This is a genomic window from Isoptericola sp. NPDC057559 (assembly GCF_042801555.1).
Taxonomy (GTDB): Bacteria; Actinomycetota; Actinomycetes; order Actinomycetales; family Cellulomonadaceae; genus Isoptericola.
In genome coordinates, this window is the sequence record NZ_JBHVFQ010000017.1 from 31,218 (window position 1) to 51,129 (window position 19,912).

Consider the following 19,912-nt stretch of genomic DNA (forward strand, 5'->3'; position numbering starts at 1 on the left):
GGCCACTCCTTCGTGACGGTGGGGTGCGTGTCCGTCGGCGGACGCCCTCATCGTGCGGGGGGACCGCGCACCCGGTCGCGAAACGAGCAAAACCGGACCGCGCGGACCGGCGTCCACGCGGCCGCGACCGTCAGGCCGTGGTGCCCAGCTGCTCGGCGCGCACCTCGTGCTCCAGCTCCGCGCCGGCCGCGAGGCGCTCCACCTCGCGCACGGCGAGGTCGCCGAGCCGCCGCAGCTCGTTGCCCAGCGACCCCGCGACGTGCGGGGTCAGCAGCGCCCCCGGCGCGTCGTAGAGCGGATGGTCGGGGGGCAGCGGTTCGGGGTCGGTGACGTCGAGGACGGCCCGGAGCCGGCCCGACACGACCTCGCGGGTGAGGGCGGGCGTGTCCACCAGGCGCCCGCGCGCGGTGTTCACCAGCGTCGCGGCGTCGGGCATGAGGGCGAGCTGGTGCGGCCCGATCATCCGGTACGTGGCGGGCAGGTCGGGGGCGTGCACGGTGACGACGTCGCTGCCCCGCGCGAGGTCGTCCAGGGCGACGGACGTGGCGCCGAGGGCCCGCGCGCCGGCGGCGTCGACCCACGGGTCGTGCAGCAGGAGCTCGACGTCGAACGGGGCGAGGAGGCGCAGCACCTGCCGGCCGATCCGGGACGCGCCCACGACGCCCACGGTCAGGCCGTGGTTGCCGAGGGGGTCGGGCACGGACCAGCCGCCGAACGCCCGGTGCGCCCCGAACGCGTCGGCGGACTCGAGCACCCGCTTGCCCGCCAGCAGGACCATGGCGAGCGTGTACTCGGCCACGGGCCGGGCGTTGGCGGCCGCGGCGCTGGTCACGCGCACGCCGTGCTCCCACGTCGCGGGCGTGACGATCGGCTTGACGGAGCCGGCGGCGTGCACGACGGCGCGCAGCCGTGGGGCACCCCGCAGCAGGTCGGCGTCGAGCCGGGGCGCGCCCCAGCCGGTGAGGAGCACCTCCACGTCGCGCAGCGCGCCGCCCGCCACGTCCGCCGCGGTGAGCACGCCGGGGGCGACGTCGGCGACGCCCCGCAGCCGGGCCAGCGCGGCGTCGTCGAACAGGTCGGGCAGCAGCGCGGCGTCCCGCATGGCGAACGCCGCCCGGAGCCGCGTCACGCGTGGGCCGCCGTCGGCGGTGCGGTGTCGCCGGCCGTGCCCGCGGCGGCGTCCGGGGCCGTGGGCACGGCGTCGACGCGCCCGTCGGGCCACCGCACCTCGACCCGCGCCGGCCGCCCGTCGCCGTCGGTGCGCACGTGCACGCTCGGGTCGGGCCCGAGGCGTGGCTCGCGCTCGGCGCCCAGCACAACGAGCGCCGCGACGACCTGGCCCGGCCCGACGGCGGTCCTCGTGCGCAGCCAGGGGACGGCGGACGCCGCGCCGAAGGGGTCCGCGCCCTCCCGGCGTGCGCATCCCGCGGCGTCGAGCGCGGGGGAGGGCTGGCCGTCCGCCCGCACCGCGAGCGCGCGCAGCGCGGAGACCGTGCCGTCCTCGCGGACCACGCGGACCCGGTCGTCGCCGCGCTCGAGGCGCAGTGCGTCGTCCGTCGCCGCCGCGATCGGCCAGCCGCCCACGTGGACCGTCCACGGCCCGGGGTCGGCGGGCCACGCGGCGTCCCGGTCGAGGTCGGCGGGGGCCGTCGCGGCGGGCGCGCGGCCCGGCGCCGCGGTGGGTGCGGGCGTCCACCAGGCGAGGCGCACCTCCTCGGGGCCGCGCACCACGGACGCGGTGGTGAGGACGGGGCCGAGGCGGTGGCCGGCCCAGCCCGCGTCGTCGCCCGTCGCCGCGCCGGTCGCCCCGGGCAGGTCGAGCCAGTGCACGCGGGAGCGGGAGACGCCGACGGCGTCGTCCAGGTGCACGCGGTCGACGGCGTCGCGGTGGGACGGCGCGCCGTGGGCGTCCAGCAGTGCGGTGTGCGAGTCCAGGGGCGCGGCGACGTCGGCCGCGGAGAGCTGGGGCGACGTGGCGCCGGAGTAGCCGAGGCGCCGGTAGAACGGGTCGTCGGCGTGGGGTGCCAGCGCGTGCTCGATCGCGCGGTCCGAGCCGTGGTTGAGGAGGCGCACGACGCCGTCGGCGGGCGTGGTGCTCACCAGCCAGCCGGGGGCGGCGAGGGCGACCGTGCGCGGCTCGCGCCACGGGCCCGGCAGCTCCGGCTCGTCCGTCCAGACCGGGTGGTCCGGGGGCAGCAGCAGGCCGAGGAAGCCCTTGCTCGCCCAGTACGGCGACGACCCGCCGGTGTAGAGCTGGCGCACGCGGTGGAACCGGCGGTGCCAGCCCACGGGCAGCAGGCCGCGCTCGTCGACGGCGCCCGCGGCGTCGAACCGGTCGGCGACCGCGCCCGTGAGGGCCCGGGTCGCGCCCGGCGCCAGCGGCGTCGCGCCGGCGACGGCGCCCGCCCAGAACGGGGCCAGGACGGCGTGCCGGTAGGTGACGGAGCGGCCCTGCAGCATCGGCGCGCCGCGCGAGCCCACGAGGTGCTGCGCCTGGCCGAGGTAGGCGCGCAGCCGCGCGGCGTGCACCTCCTCGAGCGGGCGCCCCAGGATGCGGGCGTGCAGCAACGGGTACACGTGCCACGCCCAGCCCGCGTAGTGGTCGAAGCTCTGCCGGCGCCCGTCGCGCCCCCGGCCGTCGGAGTACCAGCCGTCGCCCACGTACAGGGACTCGGCGGTCTCGGCGTTCCGGTCCAGGTCCGCCTGCTCCCACGGCCCGCCCACGGTGGCGAGGAACGCCTCGATCACGGTCTGGAACCAGAGCCAGTTGTTCGTGTAGCCGCGGGTGCCGACCACGCCCGCCAGCCAGTCGACGGTGCGCTGCCGGGTGCCGTCGTCGAGGCGGTCCCACAGCCACGGGCGCGTCTCCGCGAGGGCGATCGCCACCGACGCGGCCTCGACCACCGCCTGGCGCCGCTCGTCGACGCGGGGCCAGCGCTCGCCGCCCGCGGGGTCGACGCCGTGGCGCAGCCCGTCGGCGTACCGGTCGAGGAGCCCGGCGGGGTCACGACCCTCCTCGCCGCGCAGCCGGAACGCCGCGAGCAGGAACGTGCGGGCGTACCCCTCGAGGCCGTCGCTCCAGGCGCCCGAGCCGCTGACGGGGCCGGGCAGCGTGATCAGCGAGCCGCCGGGGGAGGCGTACGGGCGGACGGCGTCGAGCAGCCCGTCGGCGGTCGCGAGCCACCGCTCCCGCGGCCAGCGCCGGGCGGGCTCGAGGCGCGGGTCGGACGGCGGCCCCGCGGCGGGCCCGCGGGAGCTCCCCGCGGCGGCGTCGGTGGTGCGGGCGGTGCTCGTGGGCGTCGTGGCTGCGGGTGTCACCCGGGCATCCTGGCCCGCGGGGCGGAGCATCCCGGCGGGACCGGACATTTCCGATCAGGCGCGGATATCGTCCGCTACGGTGCTGCCCGATCGGAGCACCCTCGACGGCGACGGGCAGAGATGGCGGAGAACCATGCACCTGCGCACGGCACGGCACGAGTACCTGCTGCGGGAGGTCGAGCTGCGCGGCAGCGTGCGCTCCGCGGAGGCGGCGGCGACCCTCGACGTGGCGGAGGTGACCGTCCGGCGCGACATCCAGGAGCTCGACCGCGCCGGCCGTCTCGCGCGGGTGCACGGCGGCGCCGTGGCCCTGCGCTCCGCCCGGGCGCCGCAGGCCGCGCGGGTGCTCGTGGGGGTGGTGGTGCCGAGCTCGACGGTGCACTTCCCGCCGCTCGTGCGCGGCATGGAGGGGCTGGCGCCGAGCCTGCACGTGCGGCTCGTGCTCGGCGTCTCGCACTACCGGCCCGACGTCGAGGCGGCCCAGGTGGACCGCCTCGTCGGGCTCGGCGCCCAGGGGATCGTCGTGGCGCCCACCACCCGCGACCGCGCCCCGGAGGAGCTGGCCGCGTGGCTGCGCTCCGTGCCGGTCCCGGTCGTCGTCGCCGAGCGGCGCGTCGACGGCCTCACCGCGCTGAGCGAGCTCGACCAGGTGCGTACCGACCACGCGCACGGCGCGGTGCTCGCGGTGGAGCACCTGGCGCGGCTCGGGCACCGCCGGGTCGGGCTGGCGGTCTACGACCGCACGCCCACCGCGCCGCACGTGCGCGAGGGGTTCGCGACGGCGGTCGCCCGCCTCGGCGTCGAGCCGGGCCCCGACCTGTCGCTGCCCAAGGGCGAGGGCGACCCGGCCGCGCTGGGGCGCGAGCTCGGCGCGCTCCTGGACCGGTGCCGCGCGACCGGCACCCGCGCCGTCCTCGTGCACACCGACGACCACGCCGCCCGCCTCGTGGAGGCCGCGCTCGACCGCGGCCTGCGGGTCCCGGAGGACCTCGCCGTCGTCGCCTACGACGACGAGAACGCCGAGCTGGCCGTCGTGCCGCTGACCACGGTGACGCCGCCGCGCCGCGAGCTCGGACGCGAGGCGCTGCGCCTGCTCGTCGCGCGGATCGTGGGGGACGAGGGCGGCGAGGTGCCCGGCGCGCACGCGTCGCCGCGGCACGTGGCGCTGCTGCCCCGCCTCACCGTCCGGGGGTCGTGGGGCGCGGCGTGACGGCTCCGGCCCCGACCGCGCCGCGACCGCGCCGCGACCGGGCCGCGACCGGGCCCGGTCGCGGCGCCGGTGACCTGCTGGTTCACCCCGGCGGCCCCCGCCCCTCGGCATGCGGGCGTGCCCGCCCGATGGGAGAGTTTCGCCAGGACGAGCGCTGCCGCACGGGTCTCCGTCGAGGGGGCCCTCGCGACGGGTCGCGGTCCGTTCCGAGGGATCGACCGAGAGGCAGGACATGCAACCCACCGGACCCGTGGAGCTCGTGCTCATCGAGTTCCCGCAGACCGACTTCAGGGGCGAGGTCATCGCCGAGCTCGCCCGGCTCGTCGACGCCGGCACGATCGACGTGCTCGACGCGCTCCTGATCCGCAAGGCGCAGGACGGCACGATCGAGTGGCTGGAGGCCACCGAGGGCGGCGACGACGAGCTCGCCCGCATCGTCGGCGAGCCGGCCGGGCTGCTCGGGTCGGAGGACGTCGACGACATCGCGGAGGACCTCGAGCCCGGTGCGGCCGTGGGCATGCTCGTCTTCGAGCACACCTGGGCGCGCGGCCTCACCGGGGCCCTGCGCGGTGCCGGTGGTCGGCTCCTGGACTGGACCCAGGTGCCCCCGGCGGCGCTCGAGGCCATCTCCGCCGAGATCGAGAAGGAGAACTGAGATGCCCCCCATGCGACGGATGGGCCGCCCCGGCCTCATCGGCACCATGGCCCGCACGGCCGTCATCACCGGCACGGCGCAGGCGACGAGCCGGGCGATGAACCGGCGCGCCTCCGCCCGCGACGAGCAGCGCTACGCCGCGGACCAGTACAACGCCCAGCAGCAGCAGGCGGCCCAGCAGCAGGCGTACGAGCAGCAGCAGGCGCAGCTGCAGGCCCAGCAGGCCGCGCAGGTGGCGCCGGCCGCGCCCCGGGAGGACCTCATCGCGCAGCTGCAGAAGCTGGGCGACCTCAAGGCCGCCGGCGTGCTCTCGGACGCGGAGTTCGCCGCGGCCAAGGCCAAGCTCCTCGGGTGAGCGGGATGTCCGGGGCCGACGCGACGGCGGGCCGTGCGGCGTCGGCCTCGGGCTCTCTGCCCACGCCGCGCGGCTTCGGCCGCCTGCTGCTGTTCGCGGCGGGCGTGGGCGTCCCGGTCTCGCTGGCGGCGTTCGCGTTCCTCGCCGTCCTGCACGAGCTCACCCACCAGGTGTGGGAGGTCCTGCCGGAGGGGCTGGGGTACGACTCGCCGCCCTGGTGGTGGCCGCTGCCGTGGATGGCGCTCGCCGGCCTGCTCGTCGGGTTCGCCGTCCGCTCCCTGCCGGGGCACGGCGGTCACGTCCCGGTCGACGGCCTGAGCCTGGGCATCGTCCCCGCGTCCTACGTCCCCGGCGTGCTGCTCGCGGCGCTCGCCGGGCTGCCCCTGGGCGCCGTCCTCGGACCCGAGGGGCCGCTCCTGGCCATCGGCTCGGCGCTGGCCCTCATCCTCGTGCGGCCGTGGGACGCGCGGCTCGACGACCCGACCCGCCAGGTCCTGGCCGTCGCCGGGTCCGCCGCGGCGCTGTCGGCCATCTTCGGCAGCCCGATCGTGGGCGCCGTCTTCGTGGTCGAGGCGTCGGCCATCGCCGGCCTGTCGGGCGCGCGGCTCGTGGGCGTGGTCCTGCCCAGCATCCTGACGTCCGGGGTCGGGGCCCTCGTGTTCACGGGCATGGGCGTCTGGACGGGCCTGGAGATCGCCCCGCTCACCCTGCCCGGCATCGACGGCCCGGCCCGGCCGGACCTCGCCGACGTGCTGTGGACCATCCCGGTGGCCGTGCTCGTCGCGATCGTCGTGCGGCTGGTGCACCGCCTCGGCGGCGCCGTGGCGCGGGCCGCCGCCGCGCACCCCTTCGCGGCCGCCGTGGTGGGCGCGCTGGTGGTCGGCGCCTGCGCCTCGGGGTACGCCCTGGTCACCGGGCGGTCGCCGATGGACGTCGCCCTGTCGGGCCAGGACCTGCTCGCGCCGCTGGCGTCCGACCCCGCCGCGTGGGGCGCCGGCGCGCTGGTCGCGCTGCTGGCGTTCAAGGGCGTCGCCTACGCCGTGTCGCTCGGCACGCTGCGCGGCGGCCCGATCTTCCCCGCCGTCCTCCTCGGCGCGGCCACGGGCGTGCTGGTCGCGGAGCTCCCCGGGTACGGCGCGGTGCCCGGCCTCGCCGCCGGGATGGCGGCGGCCACGGCGGCGACGCTGCCGTTCCCCGTCTCCTCGTCCGTGCTGATCGTCATGCTGCTGGGCCCGGCGGCACCCGCGATGGCGCCGATCGTGCTCCTCGCGGTCGTGGTGGGGTACGTGACGGAGCACTTCCTGCTCAAGCCCCGGCGCGAGCGTCGTGCCGCGGCGTCGGGCGAGGCGTCGGGCGCCGACGCGGCGACCGCCTGACGGCGGCTACTCGCCCGTCGTGCCGTCGACGGCCTCGCGCAGCAGGTCGGCGTGCCCGTTGTGCCGCGCGTACTCCTCGATCATGTGCACCACGATCCAGCGGAGGCTGAACGCGCCCTCGCCGTGGCGGCGCGACGTGACGACCGACGTCGCGTCGAGGCTGCCGGTCGCCAGCGCGGCGTCGAGCACGCCGTCGGCGGACGCGACGGCGCCGTCGAACAGCGCGCGCAGCTCCTGCGGGGTGTCGTCGGCGGCGCTGTGCCACTCCCAGTCGGGGTCGGCGTCCCAGTCCACGGCGTCGAACGGGGGCCGCCGGGAGACGCCCTCGAACACCTCGCGGAACCAGTACAGCTCGACGTACGCGAGGTGCTTGAGCAGCCCGCCCAGGGTCATCGTGCTCGGCGGCAGCGGCGTGCTCAGCTGCGCGTCATCGAGCCCGGCGGTCTTCAGGCGCAGCGTGTCGCGGTGGTAGTCGAGGTAGCCCCGCAGGGTGGCGGCCTCGTCGGCCCGCAGCGGCGGGTCCGCCCGGGTGTCCTCGACCTGCGCGGCGGCGGGCACCGGCAGCCGGAACGCGCCGTCGGCGAGCGCCGCCCGCAGGGCCGCGGCGGTGTCCGCGGGCTCCTCGGCGCCGGTGTCGCGGGCGTGCGGCTCGAGCCCGGCCAGGTCCCCGAACGCGGCGTGCATGCTGCGCACGGCGTCCGGGTCGCGCAGCTCGGCGTCGGCGCGGCCGCCCGCGCGGGCGAGCGCCACGTCCAGCGCAGGGCGCAGGACGACGTACGCGAGGTCCCAGCCCTCGCGCGCGGCCGCCTCGCGGAACGGCGGCAGGAACCAGGGGCCGACGACGCCGTCCACCACCACTTCGTACCCGCCCCGCACGTACGCGCTCACGGCGCCGACGATCGCCGCCGCCACGGTCTCGTTCTGCCGCTGCGAGCCCGCGAGGTACGGCGGCACGAAGCCGGTCGCGATCGACCGGTAGAACGTGTCGGTCGTGAGGTTGACGGTGGGGCGCTCGAGCTCCGCCGTGAGCAGCGCGGCGACGGTCGTCTTCCCGGCGCCGGGCGGCCCGGTGAGGATGGTCACGGTCATCCGGCGACCCTATCCGCGGCGTGTCGGCGGCGGCGACGGCTTACCGGCCGCTCAGGCGACCGCGAGCGCGCGGGCGCGCCGCAGCACGACGTCCAGCATCGCGGGGGTGAGCCGGCCGGTGAAGGTGTTCTGCTGCGAGACGTGGAAGCACCCCAGCACGGTGAGCGCGCGGGAGCCCGGTGCGGCGCCGCCCCGGACGAGGGTGACCTCGGCACCGTGCGCGAACGCCGGCCGGGGCCGCGGCACCTGCCACCCCTGCTCGGCCAGCGTCGTGAGGAGCGCCTGCCACCCGATGGCGCCGAGCGCCACGGCCACCCGGACGCCGTCGCCCACCAGCTCGAGCTCGCGGGCCAGGTAGGGCGCGCACCGGCGGCGCTCCTCGGGGGTGGGCCTGTTCGCCGGCGGCGCGCACCGCACGGGCGCCGTCACGCGGATGCCGGTCAGCTCCAGGCCGTCGTCGGCGGACACGGACGTGGCCTGGTTCGCGAACCCGGTGCGGTGCATGGCCGCGAAGAGGAAGTCGCCGCTGCGGTCGCCGGTGAACATCCGGCCCGTGCGGTTGGCGCCGTGCGCCGCGGGGGCGAGGCCCACCACGACGACCGCGGCCGCCGGGTCGCCGAAGCCGGGCACGGGGCGCCCCCAGTAGGTCTCGTCGCGGAAGGCGGCGCGGCGCTCGCGGGCCACCTCCTCGCGCCACGCGACGAGGCGCGGGCAGGCCCGGCACTCGACGAGGTGGGCGTCGAGGGCGTCCAGCGTGGGCGCGGTCCGCGCGGCGGCGGGGTAGTCGGGGGAGTCCGCGCCGCGCGACGGCGGCCCGGCGGGCGTGGGAGGGACGGTGGGCACGCCCCCAGCGTGCCGGTCGGTGCCGGCGACCGCAACGGCGCAGCGCCCCATTGCCGAGCAGGCGGTTGCGCACCTTCTGAGAGCTCAGAAGGTGCGCAACCGCCTGTTCGGCGAGGTGCTGGGGCGGTCAGACCGCCGGGTTGAGGCGGCCGCGGGCCGGGGTGGCCGGGACGGCGGCGGGGACGGTCGCCTTCGCGACGGCCGGCTCGGCGGCGAGGCGGCGCAGCGACCAGCCCATGAGGCCGAAGAGGACGCCGAGGCCCATCACCAGGGCGCTCACGCCGTAGGCGACGACCGAGGTGAAGAGCGAGGCCCGCAGGAACGACGCGTTCATCGCGGTGGCGCGCAGCGGGTCGTCCTGGCCGAGCTGCGCGTACGTCTGGCCGCCGGTGGCCTCGAGCGCGTGCTTGTCGATGACCTGCGCCTGCGCGTACGCGGTGAGGGGCCCGTCCACCGTGGCGCCGCCGAGGAACGCGGCGTCCTCCGAGACGGTGATGTCCTGGGCGGCGAGCTGGCTGCTCACGGTGGCCCACGTGGCGGCGCCGGCACCGATCATCAGGATGCCGGCGATCAGCGCGACGAGGCCGACGATGCGAACCGGTCGCTGGGTGGTGCGGGTGGTGGTCATGGTCCCCTCCGGGTGCCGGGTCGCGCGGTTCGCGGCCGGTCTGGACTGCGCCGGGTCCGGCGCTGTCTCTATGGTATGACCACAGCGCCTGACCTGCATCAACGGATCTTGTGAAATGCTTCACAAGATTGCTCGGGCGGACCGGCGGCGCTCGGCGCGCGAGCGTGGAGGGTTCCGCTCGCGCGCGCGGGCGCGCCGTGGTGCCCTTGTCGGGGCCGGGCCGACGACGGGTCGGTGACCGGCCGCCGACCGAGGGGGATGCACATGGGTGAGAGCTCGGGCCTGGGTGGCCTGTTCGACAAGGCGAAGGACGCCGTCAAGGACCTCGCGACCGACGAGAACATCGACAAGGCCGCCGACGAGGTCAAGAAGCGGACGCCGGACACCGTGGACGGCTACGTGGACAAGGCCGCCGAGGAGGCCAAGAAGCGCAACTGAGCGCCGCCGGACCCTGGCCCGCGGGCGACGAGACACCACCCACGGGCGGAGCGCCTCGTCGTCGCGACCGGCCCGGATGAGTACGATCGAGGGGCGCCGCCCAGGGTGGCGCCCCTCGGCCGTGCCAGCGCGTCCCCGCGCCGGCCGGCCGCCGTCCGACCGCCGCAAGCCACCGCGCGACGGTCACCGAACCGCAAGGAGCCCCCGTGTCCGACGTCGCCTCGCCGATGCCACCGAACCCTGCCGGCACGAACGACGACGCGCAGCAGACGGTGACGGTGCAGACGCCGACGACGGGCACGGAGCTCTTCTCGGACCGCCGCGACGTCGTCGTGATGCGCGTCGACGGCGAGCTGCTCGACCTGTCGCGCGAGCTCGCGCCCGGCACCGTCGTCGAGCCGGTCACCATCGGCTCGCCCGACGGCCTCGCCGTGCTGCGCCACAGCGCCGCGCACGTCCTGGCCCAGGCGGTCCAGCAGGTCAACCCCGACGCCAAGCTCGGCATCGGCCCGCCCGTGACCGACGGCTTCTACTACGACTTCGACGTCGAGACGCCGTTCACGCCCGAGGACCTCAAGGCCCTCGACAAGGCGATGGCGCGCATCATCCGGGAGGGCCAGACCTTCCGTCGCCGCGTGGTCACGGAGGACGAGGCGCGCGCCGAGCTGGCCGGCGAGCCGTACAAGCTGGAGCTCATCGGGCTCAAGGGCGGCTCGTCCGACGAGGACGGGTCCTCGGTGGAGGTCGGCGGCGGCGAGCTGACGATCTACGACAACGTCCGCGGCGCCGGGCGCGAGAGCGAGACCGTGGTCTGGAAGGACCTGTGCCGCGGGCCGCACCTGCCCAGCACCAGGCTGATCGGCAACGGGGTGCAGCTCATGCGCAACGCCGCGGCCTACTGGCGCGGCAGCGAGAAGAACCCGATGCTGCAGCGCGTCTACGGCACGGCCTGGCCCAGCAAGGACGAGCTCAAGGCGTACCTCGAGCGCCTGGCCGAGGCCGAGCGCCGCGACCACCGCAAGCTCGGCGCGGAGCTGGACCTGTTCTCCTTCCACGACGAGGTCGGCTCCGGCCTGCCGCTGTTCCACCCCAAGGGTGGCGTCATCAAGCGGGAGATGGAGGACTACGTCCGCCGTCGCCACATCGAGGAGGGCTTCGAGTACGTCGGGACGCCGCACGTCACCAAGGACGGCCTGTTCCACACCTCGGGGCACCTGCCGTACTACGCGGACACGATGTTCCCCGAGATGGACCTCGAGGGCTCGAAGTACCGCCTCAAGGCCATGAACTGCCCGATGCACAACCTGATCTTCTCCTCGCGCGGCCGGTCGTACCGCGAGCTGCCGCTGCGGCTCTTCGAGTTCGGCACGGTGTACCGGTACGAGAAGTCGGGCGTGGTGCAGGGCCTGACCCGCGTGCGCGGCCTGACGCAGGACGACTCGCACTCGTACGTCACCCCGGAGCAGGCGCCCGGCGAGGTCAAGCACCTGCTGAACTTCATGATGAGCGTGCTCACCGACTTCGGGCTCACGGACTTCTACCTGGAGCTGTCCACCCGCGACGACTCCAAGCCGGACAAGTTCGTCGGGTCGGACGAGGACTGGGCGACCGCCACCAAGGTCCTCGAGGAGGTGGGTCGCGAGACCGGCCTCGAGCTGGTCCCGGACCCGGGCGGCGCCGCGTTCTACGGCCCCAAGATCTCGGTGCAGACCAAGGACGCCATCGGCCGCACCTGGCAGATGGGCACCGTGCAGTACGACTTCAACCAGCCCGCGCGGTTCGGCCTGGAGTACACGGGCCCCGACGGAACCAAGCAGCAGCCGGTGATGATCCACTCCGCCAAGTTCGGGTCGATCGAGCGGTTCATGGGCGTGCTCATCGAGCACTACGCCGGGGCGTTCCCGGCATGGCTCGCGCCCGTCCAGGTGCTCGCGGTGCCGGTCGCGGAGGCGTTCGACGACTACCTCAAGGACGTCGTCGCGCAGCTCAAGGCCCGCGGCATCCGCGCCCAGGTCGACCTGTCCGACGACCGCTTCGGCAAGAAGATCCGCAACGCGTCCAAGGAGAAGGTGCCGTTCGTGCTCATCGCGGGCGGCGAGGACGTCGAGGCCGGCGCCGTGTCGTTCCGCTTCCGTGACGGCACGCAGGAGAACGGGGTGCCGGTGGCCGACGCGATCGAGCGCATCGTGGCCGCGGTCCGCGACCGCGCCCAGGTCTGAGCGGGCCCCGGCATGGGAGGCGCAGCGGACCAGGGCGCGGACGGCACGACGGTGGAGCCGGCGAGCGGCTTCGGGCCGCCCGAGGACGGCATGCAGCGGCTGTGGACGCCGCACCGCATGGTCTACATCGGCGGCCAGGACAAGCCGGCCGACGGCTCGGTGGCGCAGTGCCCGTTCTGCCGCATCCCGACGGGCGACGACGAGGCCGGCCTCGTCGTCGCCCGCGGGGCGGAGTGCTACGCGGTGCTCAACCTGTACCCGTACAACTCGGGCCATCTCATGGTCCTGCCGTACCGGCACGTATCGGACTACGTGGACCTCACCGACCCCGAGACGGTCGAGCTCGCGGCGATGACGAAGGCGGCGGTGCGCACGCTCGGCGCGGTGTACGCGCCGGCGGGCTTCAACATCGGCATGAACCAGGGCGAGGTGGCGGGCGCCGGCATCGCGGCGCACCTGCACCAGCACGTCGTGCCGCGCTGGCTCGGCGACGCCAACTTCCTGCCCGTCGTCGGGCAGACCAAGGCGCTGCCCGAGCTGCTGGCGGACACCCGGGCCCGGCTCGCGGCCGCGTGGCCCGCCGAGCCGGCCGCCGGGCACGGCGCCGAGCCCGACGGGGCGCGCTGATGCTCGGAGGCCTGCGGGCGACGATACAGCGCCTGTTCACCCCGCCCGCGCGCCTGCTGCTGCGCCTGGGCGTCTCCCCGGACGCGGTGACGATCACGGGGACCGTGGTCGTGTGCGTGCTGGCGCTCACGCTGCTGCCGACCGGGAACGTGCTGCTCGGCGGCGTCCTCATCGGCCTGTTCGCCCTCGCGGACTCGATGGACGGCGTGATGGCGCGGCTGTCGGGGCGGTCGGGCCCGTGGGGCGCGTTCCTCGACTCCACGCTCGACCGTGTGTCCGACGGCGCGGTCTTCGCCGGCATCACGCTGTGGTTCGTGCTGCACCCCGACCTGCCGTACGCGACCTGGGGCCTGGCGGCCGCGCTCGCGTGCCTGGTGCTCGGCTCCGTGGTGCCCTACGCCCGGGCCCGCGCGGAGAGCGTCGGCGCCACGGCCGCCGTCGGGATCGCGGAGCGCACCGACCGGCTGGTGGTGGCCCTCGTCGCCGTCGGCTTCACCCAGGTCGGGCTGCCCGTGGTCGTCGCCGAGGTCGCCCTCACCCTGCTCGCCGTCGCGAGCCTCGTCACGGTCGTGCAGCGCATGGCCACCGTGCGGAGGCAGCTGGCGGGTGCGGCCCGCGACGCCGGGCCGCCGTCCGCGGACCACCGAACCGACCCGAACCCGGAGGCCTGATGCGGATCGACGTCGCCCGCCTGTACACGTTCGCCTGGCGCCACGCGCCGAAGGTGCCCGAGCCGGTGCTGCGGGCGGCGTTCACCGCCGTCGCGGACCTCACCTGGCTGCGCCGCACCGAGGGGGTGCGACGCCTCGAGGCGAACTACGCGCGGGTGCGGCCGGACCTCGACGGGCCGGAGCTGCGCCGCCTCACCCGCGCGGGCATGCGCTCGTACATGCGCTACTTCCGCGAGGCGTTCACGCTGCAGGGCGCCACGTCCGAGCAGGTCGCCGCCCGCGTGCGCGTCGAGGGCCTCGAGCACGTCGCGGGCCCGGTCGGGGACGGCCAGGCCGTCTCGCTCGCGCTGGCGCACCTGGGCAACTGGGACCTCGCCGGCGCGTGGGCGACGCCGCACATCGCCCCGGTGCTCACGGTCGCGGAGCGGCTCAAGCCCGAGGAGCTGTTCGTCGAGTTCGTCGAGTTCCGCCGCTCCATCGGCATCGACGTGCTGCCGCTCGGCGACCACGACGTGTTCCGCAACCTCGTGCGCGGCGCCACGAAGGGCGGCTGCATCGTGCCGCTGCTGGCCGACCGCGACCTCACCGCCACCGGCGTCGAGGTGGACCTGTGCGGCCACCGGGCGCGCGTGGCGGCCGGCCCGGCGGCGCTGGCGATCGCCGCGAAGGTGCCGCTCGTGCCCGTCGGGATCACGTACGAGCGCCTCACGGGGGAGCGGCGGCGCGCCGCCGGCACCGCCTGGGGCATCGTCATCCGCTTCTACCCGCCCGTCGCGGTGCCCGACGGCTCGGGCCTGCGACGCCAGGAGCGGGTCGCGGTGATGACGCAGGGCTGGGTGGACGCGGTCTCGCGCACCCTGCAGGAGTCCACCGAGGACTGGCACATGCTGCAGCGCGTCTTCGTCGACGACCTCGACGCGGACCGGTACGCGCGCACCAAGGCCGAGGCGGGCGAGGGATGAGCGCCCCCGCAGCCTTCGACGCCGCGGCGCCGCCGCGCCCGCTGCGCGTCGGGATCGTGTGCCCCTACTCGTTCGACGCCCCCGGCGGCGTGCAGTTCCACGTGCGCGACCTCGCGCAGGCGCTGCAGCGCGACGGGCACGAGGTGTCCGTGCTCGCCCCGGCGGACGACGAGACCCCGGTGCCGGACGTCGTGACCCCCGCGGGCCGCGCGATCCCGGTGCGCTACAACGGCTCCGTCGCCCGGCTCACGTTCGGGCCGCGGACCGCCGCCCGCGTGCGCCGCTGGCTCGAGGCGGGCCGCTTCGACGTCGTGCACCTGCACGAGCCGATGGTGCCCAGCCTGTCCATGCTGGCGCTGTGGGTGGCCGAGGGGCCGGTCGTGGCCACGTTCCACACCTCCCAGGAGCGGTCCCGCGCCCTGCAGGTCGCGTACCCGCTGCTGCGGCAGTCGCTGGAGAAGATCGCCGCCCGCATCGCGGTGTCGGAGGACGCCCGCCGCACGCTGGTCGACCACGTCGGCGGGGACGCCGTCGTCATCCCGAACGGGGTGTACGTCGACACGTTCGCGGCGGCGTCGACCGACGAGCGCTGGCGCGGCACGCCCGCGGCGCCCACGATCGCCTTCCTGGGGCGCCTCGACGAGCCGCGCAAGGGGCTCGAGGTGCTCGCGGGGGCCGCGCCGAAGGTGCTGGAGCGGACCCCCGGCGCGCGGTTCCTCGTCGCCGGCAAGGGCGACGTGGGCCGGGACGCCGCGATCGACGCGCTCGGGCCGCTCGCGGGCTCGTTCGAGTTCCTCGGGGGCGTCAGCGACGAGGACAAGGCGTCCCTGCTCGCGTCGGCCGACCTCTACATCGCCCCCCAGACCGGCGGCGAGAGCTTCGGCATCGTGCTCGTCGAGGCGATGAGCGCCGGCACCGCCGTCGTGGCGAGCGACCTCGGCGCCTTCCGCCGGGTGCTCGACGAGGGCGCCGCGGGGCGCCTCTTCCGCACGGGCGAGCCGGACGACCTGGCGCGCGCGATCCTCGAGGCGCTCGACGACCCGCAGGACACCGCCGTCCGGCGCGACCGGGCGACGGCGTTCGTGCGCCGGTTCGACTGGTCTGCGGTGACCGCGCAGGTCCTGGCCGTCTACGAGATGGCGGTCGCCGCGGGCGAGGCCCTCGGCTCGCCGGTCGCGCCGTCGCGCTCCGAGAGCGCCGTCGGCTGGCTCCGCACGCGCCGCGCCGCGGGCGGTGAAGGCGCATGAGCTGGTCCGAGCTCGCGCTCGTCGTCGTCGTGGTCGCCGCGGTGGTCGTGTGGCTGGCGTGGATCTCCGCGTCGCGCCTCGACCGGCTGCACCGCAAGGTCGTCGCGTCCCGGATCGCCCTGCAGGCGCAGCTCGCCCGCCGGGCGGGCGCCGCCGTCGACCTGGCGTCCTCGGGCCTGCTCGACCCCGCGGGGGCCGTGCTCGTGGCGGACGCCGCGTTCGCCGCCGTGGAGGACCCGGCCCCGCCGGTCCCGGCCGGTGCGGAGCTCGCGCTGGACGGCCTGGCCCCGGGGCGCGAGCGCGCCGAGAGCGAGCTGTCGTCCACGCTCCGCTCGGCGCTGGGCGACGACGAGTCGCTCGGGGAGCTGCGCAGCACCGCCGCCGGCGACGAGCTCGTGGGTCAGCTCGCGGCCGCCTGGTACCGGGCCCAGCTGGCGCGGCGGTTCCACAACGAGGCCGTCGCCCAGGCGCGCCGGGCACGCCGCACCTGGTACGTGCGGCTGCTGCGCCTCAGCGGGCACGCGGCGCTGCCGCGCACCGTCGAGCTGGACGACCAGATGCCGGAGGGGCTCACCGGGGGCTGATCCGCGCCATAGGATGGGAGGGGCGTGACAGCGGTCACGCCGCTCCCTGCGACACGAGCGAGGCGCGAGTTGAGCGAGACCACCGGCAACGGCCAGATCCCCGCGGGCGAGGTGGGCACCGCCCGCGTCAAGCGCGGCATGGCCGAGATGCTCAAGGGCGGCGTCATCATGGACGTCGTCACCCCCGAGCAGGCGAAGATCGCCGAGGACGCCGGCGCGGTCGCCGTCATGGCCCTCGAGCGGGTGCCCGCCGACATCCGTGCCCAGGGCGGCGTCGCGCGCATGAGCGACCCCGACATGATCGACGGCATCATCGACGCCGTCTCCATCCCGGTGATGGCGAAGGCCCGCATCGGGCACTTCGTCGAGGCCCAGGTGCTGCAGGCGCTGGGCGTCGACTACATCGACGAGTCGGAGGTGCTCACCCCCGCCGACTACGCCAACCACATCGACAAGTGGCGCTTCACCGTGCCGTTCGTGTGCGGCGCGACCAACCTCGGCGAGGCCCTGCGCCGCATCACCGAGGGCGCGGCGATGATCCGCTCCAAGGGCGAGGCCGGCACCGGCGACGTCTCCAACGCGACCACGCACATGCGCCAGATCCGCGGCGAGATCCGCCGCCTCACCTCCCTGCCCGAGGACGAGCTGTTCGTCGCGGCCAAGGAGCTGCAGGCGCCGTACGAGCTCGTCGCCGAGGTGGCGCGGGCCGGCAGGCTGCCGGTCGTGCTCTTCACCGCGGGCGGCATCGCCACCCCGGCGGACGCCGCGATGATGATGCAGCTCGGCGCCGAGGGCGTGTTCGTCGGCTCCGGCATCTTCAAGTCCGGCGACCCGGTCGCGCGCGCCAAGGCGATCGTCCAGGCCACCACGTTCCACGACGACCCCGACGTCCTGGCCAAGGTCTCCCGCGGGCTGGGCGAGGCGATGGTGGGCATCAACGTCGAGGCCGAGCCGGCACCCGTGCGCCTGGCCGAGCGCGGCTGGTAGCACCCGGTCCACGGACGGAGGGGCCCCGCGGACGTCGCGTCCGCGGGGCCCTTCGTCACGGTCGACTAGGGTCGGGGCGTGCTGCTCCCTGAACCTTCGGTGCCGGGTGCGGACCTGCCCGTCCGGGCAGTCCTGCCTGCCACGGTCGACGCGGTGCGGTCGCGCGGTACGGCGGTGCTGGTCGCGCCGCCGGGGTCGGGGAAGACCTCGTTGCTGCCGCTCGCGCTGGGAGACGCGCTCGGGGGCACGGTCCTCGTCGCCGAACCGCGCCGGCTGGCCACCCGCGCGGCGGCGGCCCGGCTGGCGATGCTGGTCGGCGAGCCGCTCGGGCGGCGCATCGGCTACGCGATGCGTGGTGAGCGGAGCGGGGGCACGGGCCTGAGCGTCGAGGTGGTGACGACGGGGCTCCTCGTGCGGCGGCTGCAGCAGGACCCGGAGCTGCCGGGTGTCACGGCGATCGTGATCGACGAGTGCCACGAGCGGCACCTGGACGCCGACCTGTTGCTCGCGCTCCTCGTCGACGTCCGGGCGAACCTGCGGGAGGACCTGGCCGTGGTCGCGACCTCGGCCACGGCGGACACGCGCCGGCTGAGCCGCGCGCTCGGAGCGGACGACCCCGCACCCGTGATCACGGCGTCCGCCGCGCTGTTCGACGTGGCGACCGAGTGGGCTCCGCCACCGTTGCCCACGCCGCTGCTCCCCGGCGGTCGCGTCGACCCGCGGCTGCTCGACCACGTCGCGGCCGTCGTCCGGCGCGCACTGACGGAGAACGACGGCGACATCCTCGTGTTCGTGCCGGGGGAGGCCGAGATCGGCGGTGTGACTCGCCGGTTGGCCGGTCTGAACGTCCTGCCGTTGTTCGGTCGCCAGTCGAAGGCCGAGCAGGAGCGCGCGCTGGCGCCGTCCGCCGTGCGTCGGGTCGTGGTGACGACCTCGGTCGCGGAGAGCTCGCTGACGGTGCCCGGGGTGAGGGTCGTGGTCGACGCGGGCCTTGCCCGGGAGCCGCGGACCGACCAGTCCCGTGGTCTCGGGACGTTGGTCACCTGCCGGGTCTCGAGGTCGTCGGCCGACCAGCGCGCGGGTCGTGCCGGGCGGGAGGCGCCGGGCCGCGTCTATCGGTGCTGGTCCGCCACCGACCACGCGCGTCTGGACGAGCACGCGGCGCCGGAGATCGCGGTCGCCGACCTGGCGGCCTTCGCCCTCGACCTCGCGGCCTGGGGCGCGCCCGCGGGCGCGGGGCTGACCCTGCTCGAGGCGCCGCCGGCCCCGGCGATGACGGCGGCCACCGAGCTGCTGCGCCGCATCGACGCCCTGGACGACGACGGCCGGATCACCGAGCGGGGCCGGCGGATGAGGGCGATCGGGGCGCACCCCCGCCTGGCCCGCGCGTTGCTGGACGGGTCCCCGCGGGTCGGCGCCGACCGGGCACGCGAGATCGTCGCGATGCTCTCGGACGACTCGGTCCGCACCGTCGGCGACGACCTGCCGGCCCGCTGGCGGGCCCTTCGTCGGGGGGACGACCGCGGCGCGACGTCCCGCTGGCGAGAGGAGACGAGGCGCCTCGGCCGCGGCACGACGCACGGCGACCCGTCGGGCGGGCGGGCCGGCCGGGCCGGCCGGGCCGGCCCCGGGGAGCACGGGGTACCGGACGATCTTGCGGTGGGGATCGTGGCGGGTCTGGCGTACCCGGACCGGATCGCGCGGGCCCGGGGGACGGGTTCGGCGACGTACCAGATGTCGGGTGGCACGGGTGCCGCGCTGGATCCGCGGTCGCCGCTGCGGAACGCGCCCTGGCTGGCGATCGCGGTCGCCGACCGGGCACCCGGTCGCGCCGACGCCAGGATCCGTGCCGCGGCGCCGATCGACGAGACGACCGCGCGGGACGTCGCGGGCGACCTCGTGTCGACCACCGACCAGATCCGCTGGGACGACGGCCGGATCGTGACACGGCGCGTCGAGGCGCTCGGCGCGATCGTGCTGGGCGACGTCCCGCTGGCGAACCCCGACCGGCTCCTCGTCCAGGCGGCCGTCCGCGACGGCATCCGGCGCAGCGGTCTGTCCGTGCTGCGCTGGTCGGAGGCCGCACGCGCCCTGCGCGAGCGGCTCGCGTTCTGCCACGCGCACCTCGGAGCCCCGTGGCCCGCGGTCGACGACGAGGCGCTGCTGGCCGATCTTGACGCCTGGTTGGGCACGGAGCTCGCCGCGGTGCGCGGCTCGCGCGATCTGGCCGGCATCGACGTCGCCTCGGCGCTCCGACGACTCCTGCCGTGGCCGGCCGCGGCCCGGTTCGACGAGCTGGCACCGGAACGGCTCCAGGTCCCGTCGGGCTCCGCGATCCGGCTCGCGTACGACGGTGTCGAGCCGCCGGTCCTCGCCGTGAAGCTGCAGGAGGTCTTCGGCTGGACCGCGGCCCCGGCCGTCGCGGACGGCCGTGTCCCGGTCGTCCTGCACCTGCTGTCGCCCGCGGGACGACCGGTCGCGATCACGAGCGATCTCGCGTCCTTCTGGCGCCAGGGCTATCCCGGGGTCCGAGCCGACCTGCGAGGCCGCTATCCCCGCCATCCGTGGCCGGAGGACCCGCTCGCCGCCCTCCCGACGAAGCGGGTCAAGCCCCGCCGGTGACCGGGGCCGCCCTGGTCCCGTGGCTACCATGGGCACCATGGATGCGCGCTCCCCGTCAGCCGTGAACGACGGCATCACCGT

The 19,912-nt window shown here is 76.1% G+C and carries 18 protein-coding genes; 13 read left to right on the forward strand and 5 right to left on the reverse strand.

All coding sequences use genetic code 11. The features are described 5' to 3' along the window. Window positions 1–130: 130 nt before the first annotated feature. Window positions 131–1,129 (reverse strand): hydroxyacid dehydrogenase, encoded by a 999-nt coding sequence (locus ACFU5J_RS15475; protein ID WP_430579313.1) that lies wholly within the window; start codon window positions 1,127–1,129, stop codon window positions 131–133. Next, a complete protein-coding gene (locus tag ACFU5J_RS15480) occupies window positions 1,126–3,318 on the reverse strand; it encodes a DUF2264 domain-containing protein (protein WP_430579314.1) in 2,193 nt (730 codons plus the stop codon). The genes ACFU5J_RS15475 and ACFU5J_RS15480 overlap by 4 nt, the downstream gene beginning before the upstream one ends. A 133-nt stretch (window positions 3,319–3,451) precedes the next feature. Here ACFU5J_RS15480 and ACFU5J_RS15485 point away from each other — a divergent pair, with 133 nt between their 5' ends. From ACFU5J_RS15485 to ACFU5J_RS15500, 4 genes are all read left to right on the forward strand, one after another. Beyond that, entirely contained in the window at window positions 3,452–4,528 is a 1,077-nt protein-coding gene (locus tag ACFU5J_RS15485) for a substrate-binding domain-containing protein (RefSeq protein WP_430579315.1), read from the forward strand. 232 nt (window positions 4,529–4,760) lie between these two features. Then, window positions 4,761–5,183, forward strand: a complete 423-nt coding sequence (locus tag ACFU5J_RS15490) for a DUF6325 family protein (RefSeq protein ID WP_430575797.1) — start codon at window positions 4,761–4,763, stop codon at window positions 5,181–5,183. A 1-nt stretch (window position 5,184) separates the two neighbouring features. Then, complete coding sequence (locus tag ACFU5J_RS15495) at window positions 5,185–5,538, forward strand: SHOCT domain-containing protein (RefSeq protein ID WP_430579316.1); 354 nt, start codon at window positions 5,185–5,187, stop codon at window positions 5,536–5,538. A 5-nt stretch (window positions 5,539–5,543) separates the two neighbouring features. Next, window positions 5,544–6,914 (forward strand): chloride channel protein, encoded by a 1,371-nt coding sequence (locus ACFU5J_RS15500; RefSeq protein WP_430579346.1) that lies wholly within the window; start codon window positions 5,544–5,546, stop codon window positions 6,912–6,914. Window positions 6,915–6,920: 6 nt separating this feature from the next. Here the strand turns inward: ACFU5J_RS15500 and ACFU5J_RS15505 are convergent, their stop codons facing one another. The 3 genes from ACFU5J_RS15505 to ACFU5J_RS15515 all read right to left on the reverse strand — a co-directional run bounded on the left by ACFU5J_RS15505 (window position 6,921) and on the right by ACFU5J_RS15515 (window position 9,474). After that, window positions 6,921–8,003 carry a DUF664 domain-containing protein gene (locus tag ACFU5J_RS15505; RefSeq protein WP_430579317.1) on the reverse strand — a complete coding sequence of 361 codons (1,083 nt, stop codon included), beginning with the start codon at window positions 8,001–8,003 and terminating at the stop codon, window positions 6,921–6,923. A 51-nt stretch (window positions 8,004–8,054) separates the two neighbouring features. Continuing rightward, a complete protein-coding gene (locus ACFU5J_RS15510; RefSeq protein WP_430579318.1) occupies window positions 8,055–8,846 on the reverse strand; it encodes a uracil-DNA glycosylase in 792 nt (263 codons plus the stop codon). A gap of 127 nt (window positions 8,847–8,973) precedes the next feature. After that, window positions 8,974–9,474: an aromatic ring-opening dioxygenase LigA gene (locus tag ACFU5J_RS15515; protein WP_430575793.1), complete on the reverse strand. Its 501-nt coding sequence runs from the start codon at window positions 9,472–9,474 to the stop codon at window positions 8,974–8,976. 264 nt (window positions 9,475–9,738) lie between these two features. On the opposite strand from ACFU5J_RS15515, the gene ACFU5J_RS15520 reads away from it, so the two are divergent. From ACFU5J_RS15520 to hrpB, 9 genes are all read left to right on the forward strand, one after another. Continuing rightward, window positions 9,739–9,912: an Rv0909 family putative TA system antitoxin gene (locus ACFU5J_RS15520; protein WP_380326414.1), complete on the forward strand. Its 174-nt coding sequence runs from the start codon at window positions 9,739–9,741 to the stop codon at window positions 9,910–9,912. Window positions 9,913–10,118: 206 nt separating this feature from the next. Then, window positions 10,119–12,131 (forward strand): threonine--tRNA ligase, encoded by a 2,013-nt coding sequence (gene thrS, locus ACFU5J_RS15525; RefSeq protein ID WP_430579319.1) that lies wholly within the window; start codon window positions 10,119–10,121, stop codon window positions 12,129–12,131. Between the two features lie 12 nt (window positions 12,132–12,143). Then, window positions 12,144–12,758 carry an HIT family protein gene (locus ACFU5J_RS15530; RefSeq protein WP_430575791.1) on the forward strand — a complete coding sequence of 205 codons (615 nt, stop codon included), beginning with the start codon at window positions 12,144–12,146 and terminating at the stop codon, window positions 12,756–12,758. After that, window positions 12,758–13,429: a phosphatidylinositol phosphate synthase gene (gene pgsA, locus ACFU5J_RS15535; protein ID WP_430579320.1), complete on the forward strand. Its 672-nt coding sequence runs from the start codon at window positions 12,758–12,760 to the stop codon at window positions 13,427–13,429. The genes ACFU5J_RS15530 and pgsA overlap by 1 nt, the downstream gene beginning before the upstream one ends. Continuing rightward, window positions 13,429–14,391, forward strand: a complete 963-nt coding sequence (locus ACFU5J_RS15540; protein ID WP_430579321.1) for a phosphatidylinositol mannoside acyltransferase — start codon at window positions 13,429–13,431, stop codon at window positions 14,389–14,391. Before pgsA ends, ACFU5J_RS15540 begins: the two co-directional genes overlap by 1 nt. A gap of 41 nt (window positions 14,392–14,432) precedes the next feature. Then, on the forward strand, window positions 14,433–15,638 hold the full coding sequence (locus ACFU5J_RS15545; protein ID WP_430579347.1) for a glycosyltransferase family 4 protein: 1,206 nt from the start codon (window positions 14,433–14,435) through the stop codon (window positions 15,636–15,638). After that, window positions 15,635–16,222, forward strand: a complete 588-nt coding sequence (locus ACFU5J_RS15550; protein ID WP_430575788.1) for a hypothetical protein — start codon at window positions 15,635–15,637, stop codon at window positions 16,220–16,222. The genes ACFU5J_RS15545 and ACFU5J_RS15550 overlap by 4 nt, the downstream gene beginning before the upstream one ends. A 69-nt stretch (window positions 16,223–16,291) precedes the next feature. Then, window positions 16,292–17,209 (forward strand): pyridoxal 5'-phosphate synthase lyase subunit PdxS, encoded by a 918-nt coding sequence (gene pdxS, locus ACFU5J_RS15555; RefSeq protein WP_430575787.1) that lies wholly within the window; start codon window positions 16,292–16,294, stop codon window positions 17,207–17,209. A gap of 78 nt (window positions 17,210–17,287) precedes the next feature. Beyond that, window positions 17,288–19,831 carry an ATP-dependent helicase HrpB gene (gene hrpB, locus ACFU5J_RS15560; protein ID WP_430579322.1) on the forward strand — a complete coding sequence of 848 codons (2,544 nt, stop codon included), beginning with the start codon at window positions 17,288–17,290 and terminating at the stop codon, window positions 19,829–19,831. The last annotated feature ends 81 nt before the right edge of the window (window positions 19,832–19,912 follow it).

Bases quoted from the DNA above. Each gene is read 5' to 3' on its own strand.
- ACFU5J_RS15500 (WP_430579346.1), top strand. From the start codon at position 5,544: ATGTCCGGGGCCGACGCGACGGCGGGCCGTGCGGCGTCGGCCTCGGGC.
- ACFU5J_RS15550 (WP_430575788.1), top strand. From the start codon at position 15,635: ATGAGCTGGTCCGAGCTCGCGCTCGTCGTCGTCGTGGTCGCCGCGGTG.
- ACFU5J_RS15505 (WP_430579317.1), bottom strand. From the start codon at position 8,003: ATGACCGTGACCATCCTCACCGGGCCGCCCGGCGCCGGGAAGACGACC.
- ACFU5J_RS15540 (WP_430579321.1), top strand. From the start codon at position 13,429: ATGCGGATCGACGTCGCCCGCCTGTACACGTTCGCCTGGCGCCACGCG.
- pgsA (WP_430579320.1), top strand. From the start codon at position 12,758: ATGCTCGGAGGCCTGCGGGCGACGATACAGCGCCTGTTCACCCCGCCC.
- ACFU5J_RS15495 (WP_430579316.1), top strand. From the start codon at position 5,185: ATGCCCCCCATGCGACGGATGGGCCGCCCCGGCCTCATCGGCACCATG.
- ACFU5J_RS15485 (WP_430579315.1), top strand. From the start codon at position 3,452: ATGCACCTGCGCACGGCACGGCACGAGTACCTGCTGCGGGAGGTCGAG.
- ACFU5J_RS15515 (WP_430575793.1), bottom strand. From the start codon at position 9,474: ATGACCACCACCCGCACCACCCAGCGACCGGTTCGCATCGTCGGCCTC.
- ACFU5J_RS15530 (WP_430575791.1), top strand. From the start codon at position 12,144: ATGGGAGGCGCAGCGGACCAGGGCGCGGACGGCACGACGGTGGAGCCG.
- ACFU5J_RS15490 (WP_430575797.1), top strand. From the start codon at position 4,761: ATGCAACCCACCGGACCCGTGGAGCTCGTGCTCATCGAGTTCCCGCAG.
- ACFU5J_RS15520 (WP_380326414.1), top strand. From the start codon at position 9,739: ATGGGTGAGAGCTCGGGCCTGGGTGGCCTGTTCGACAAGGCGAAGGAC.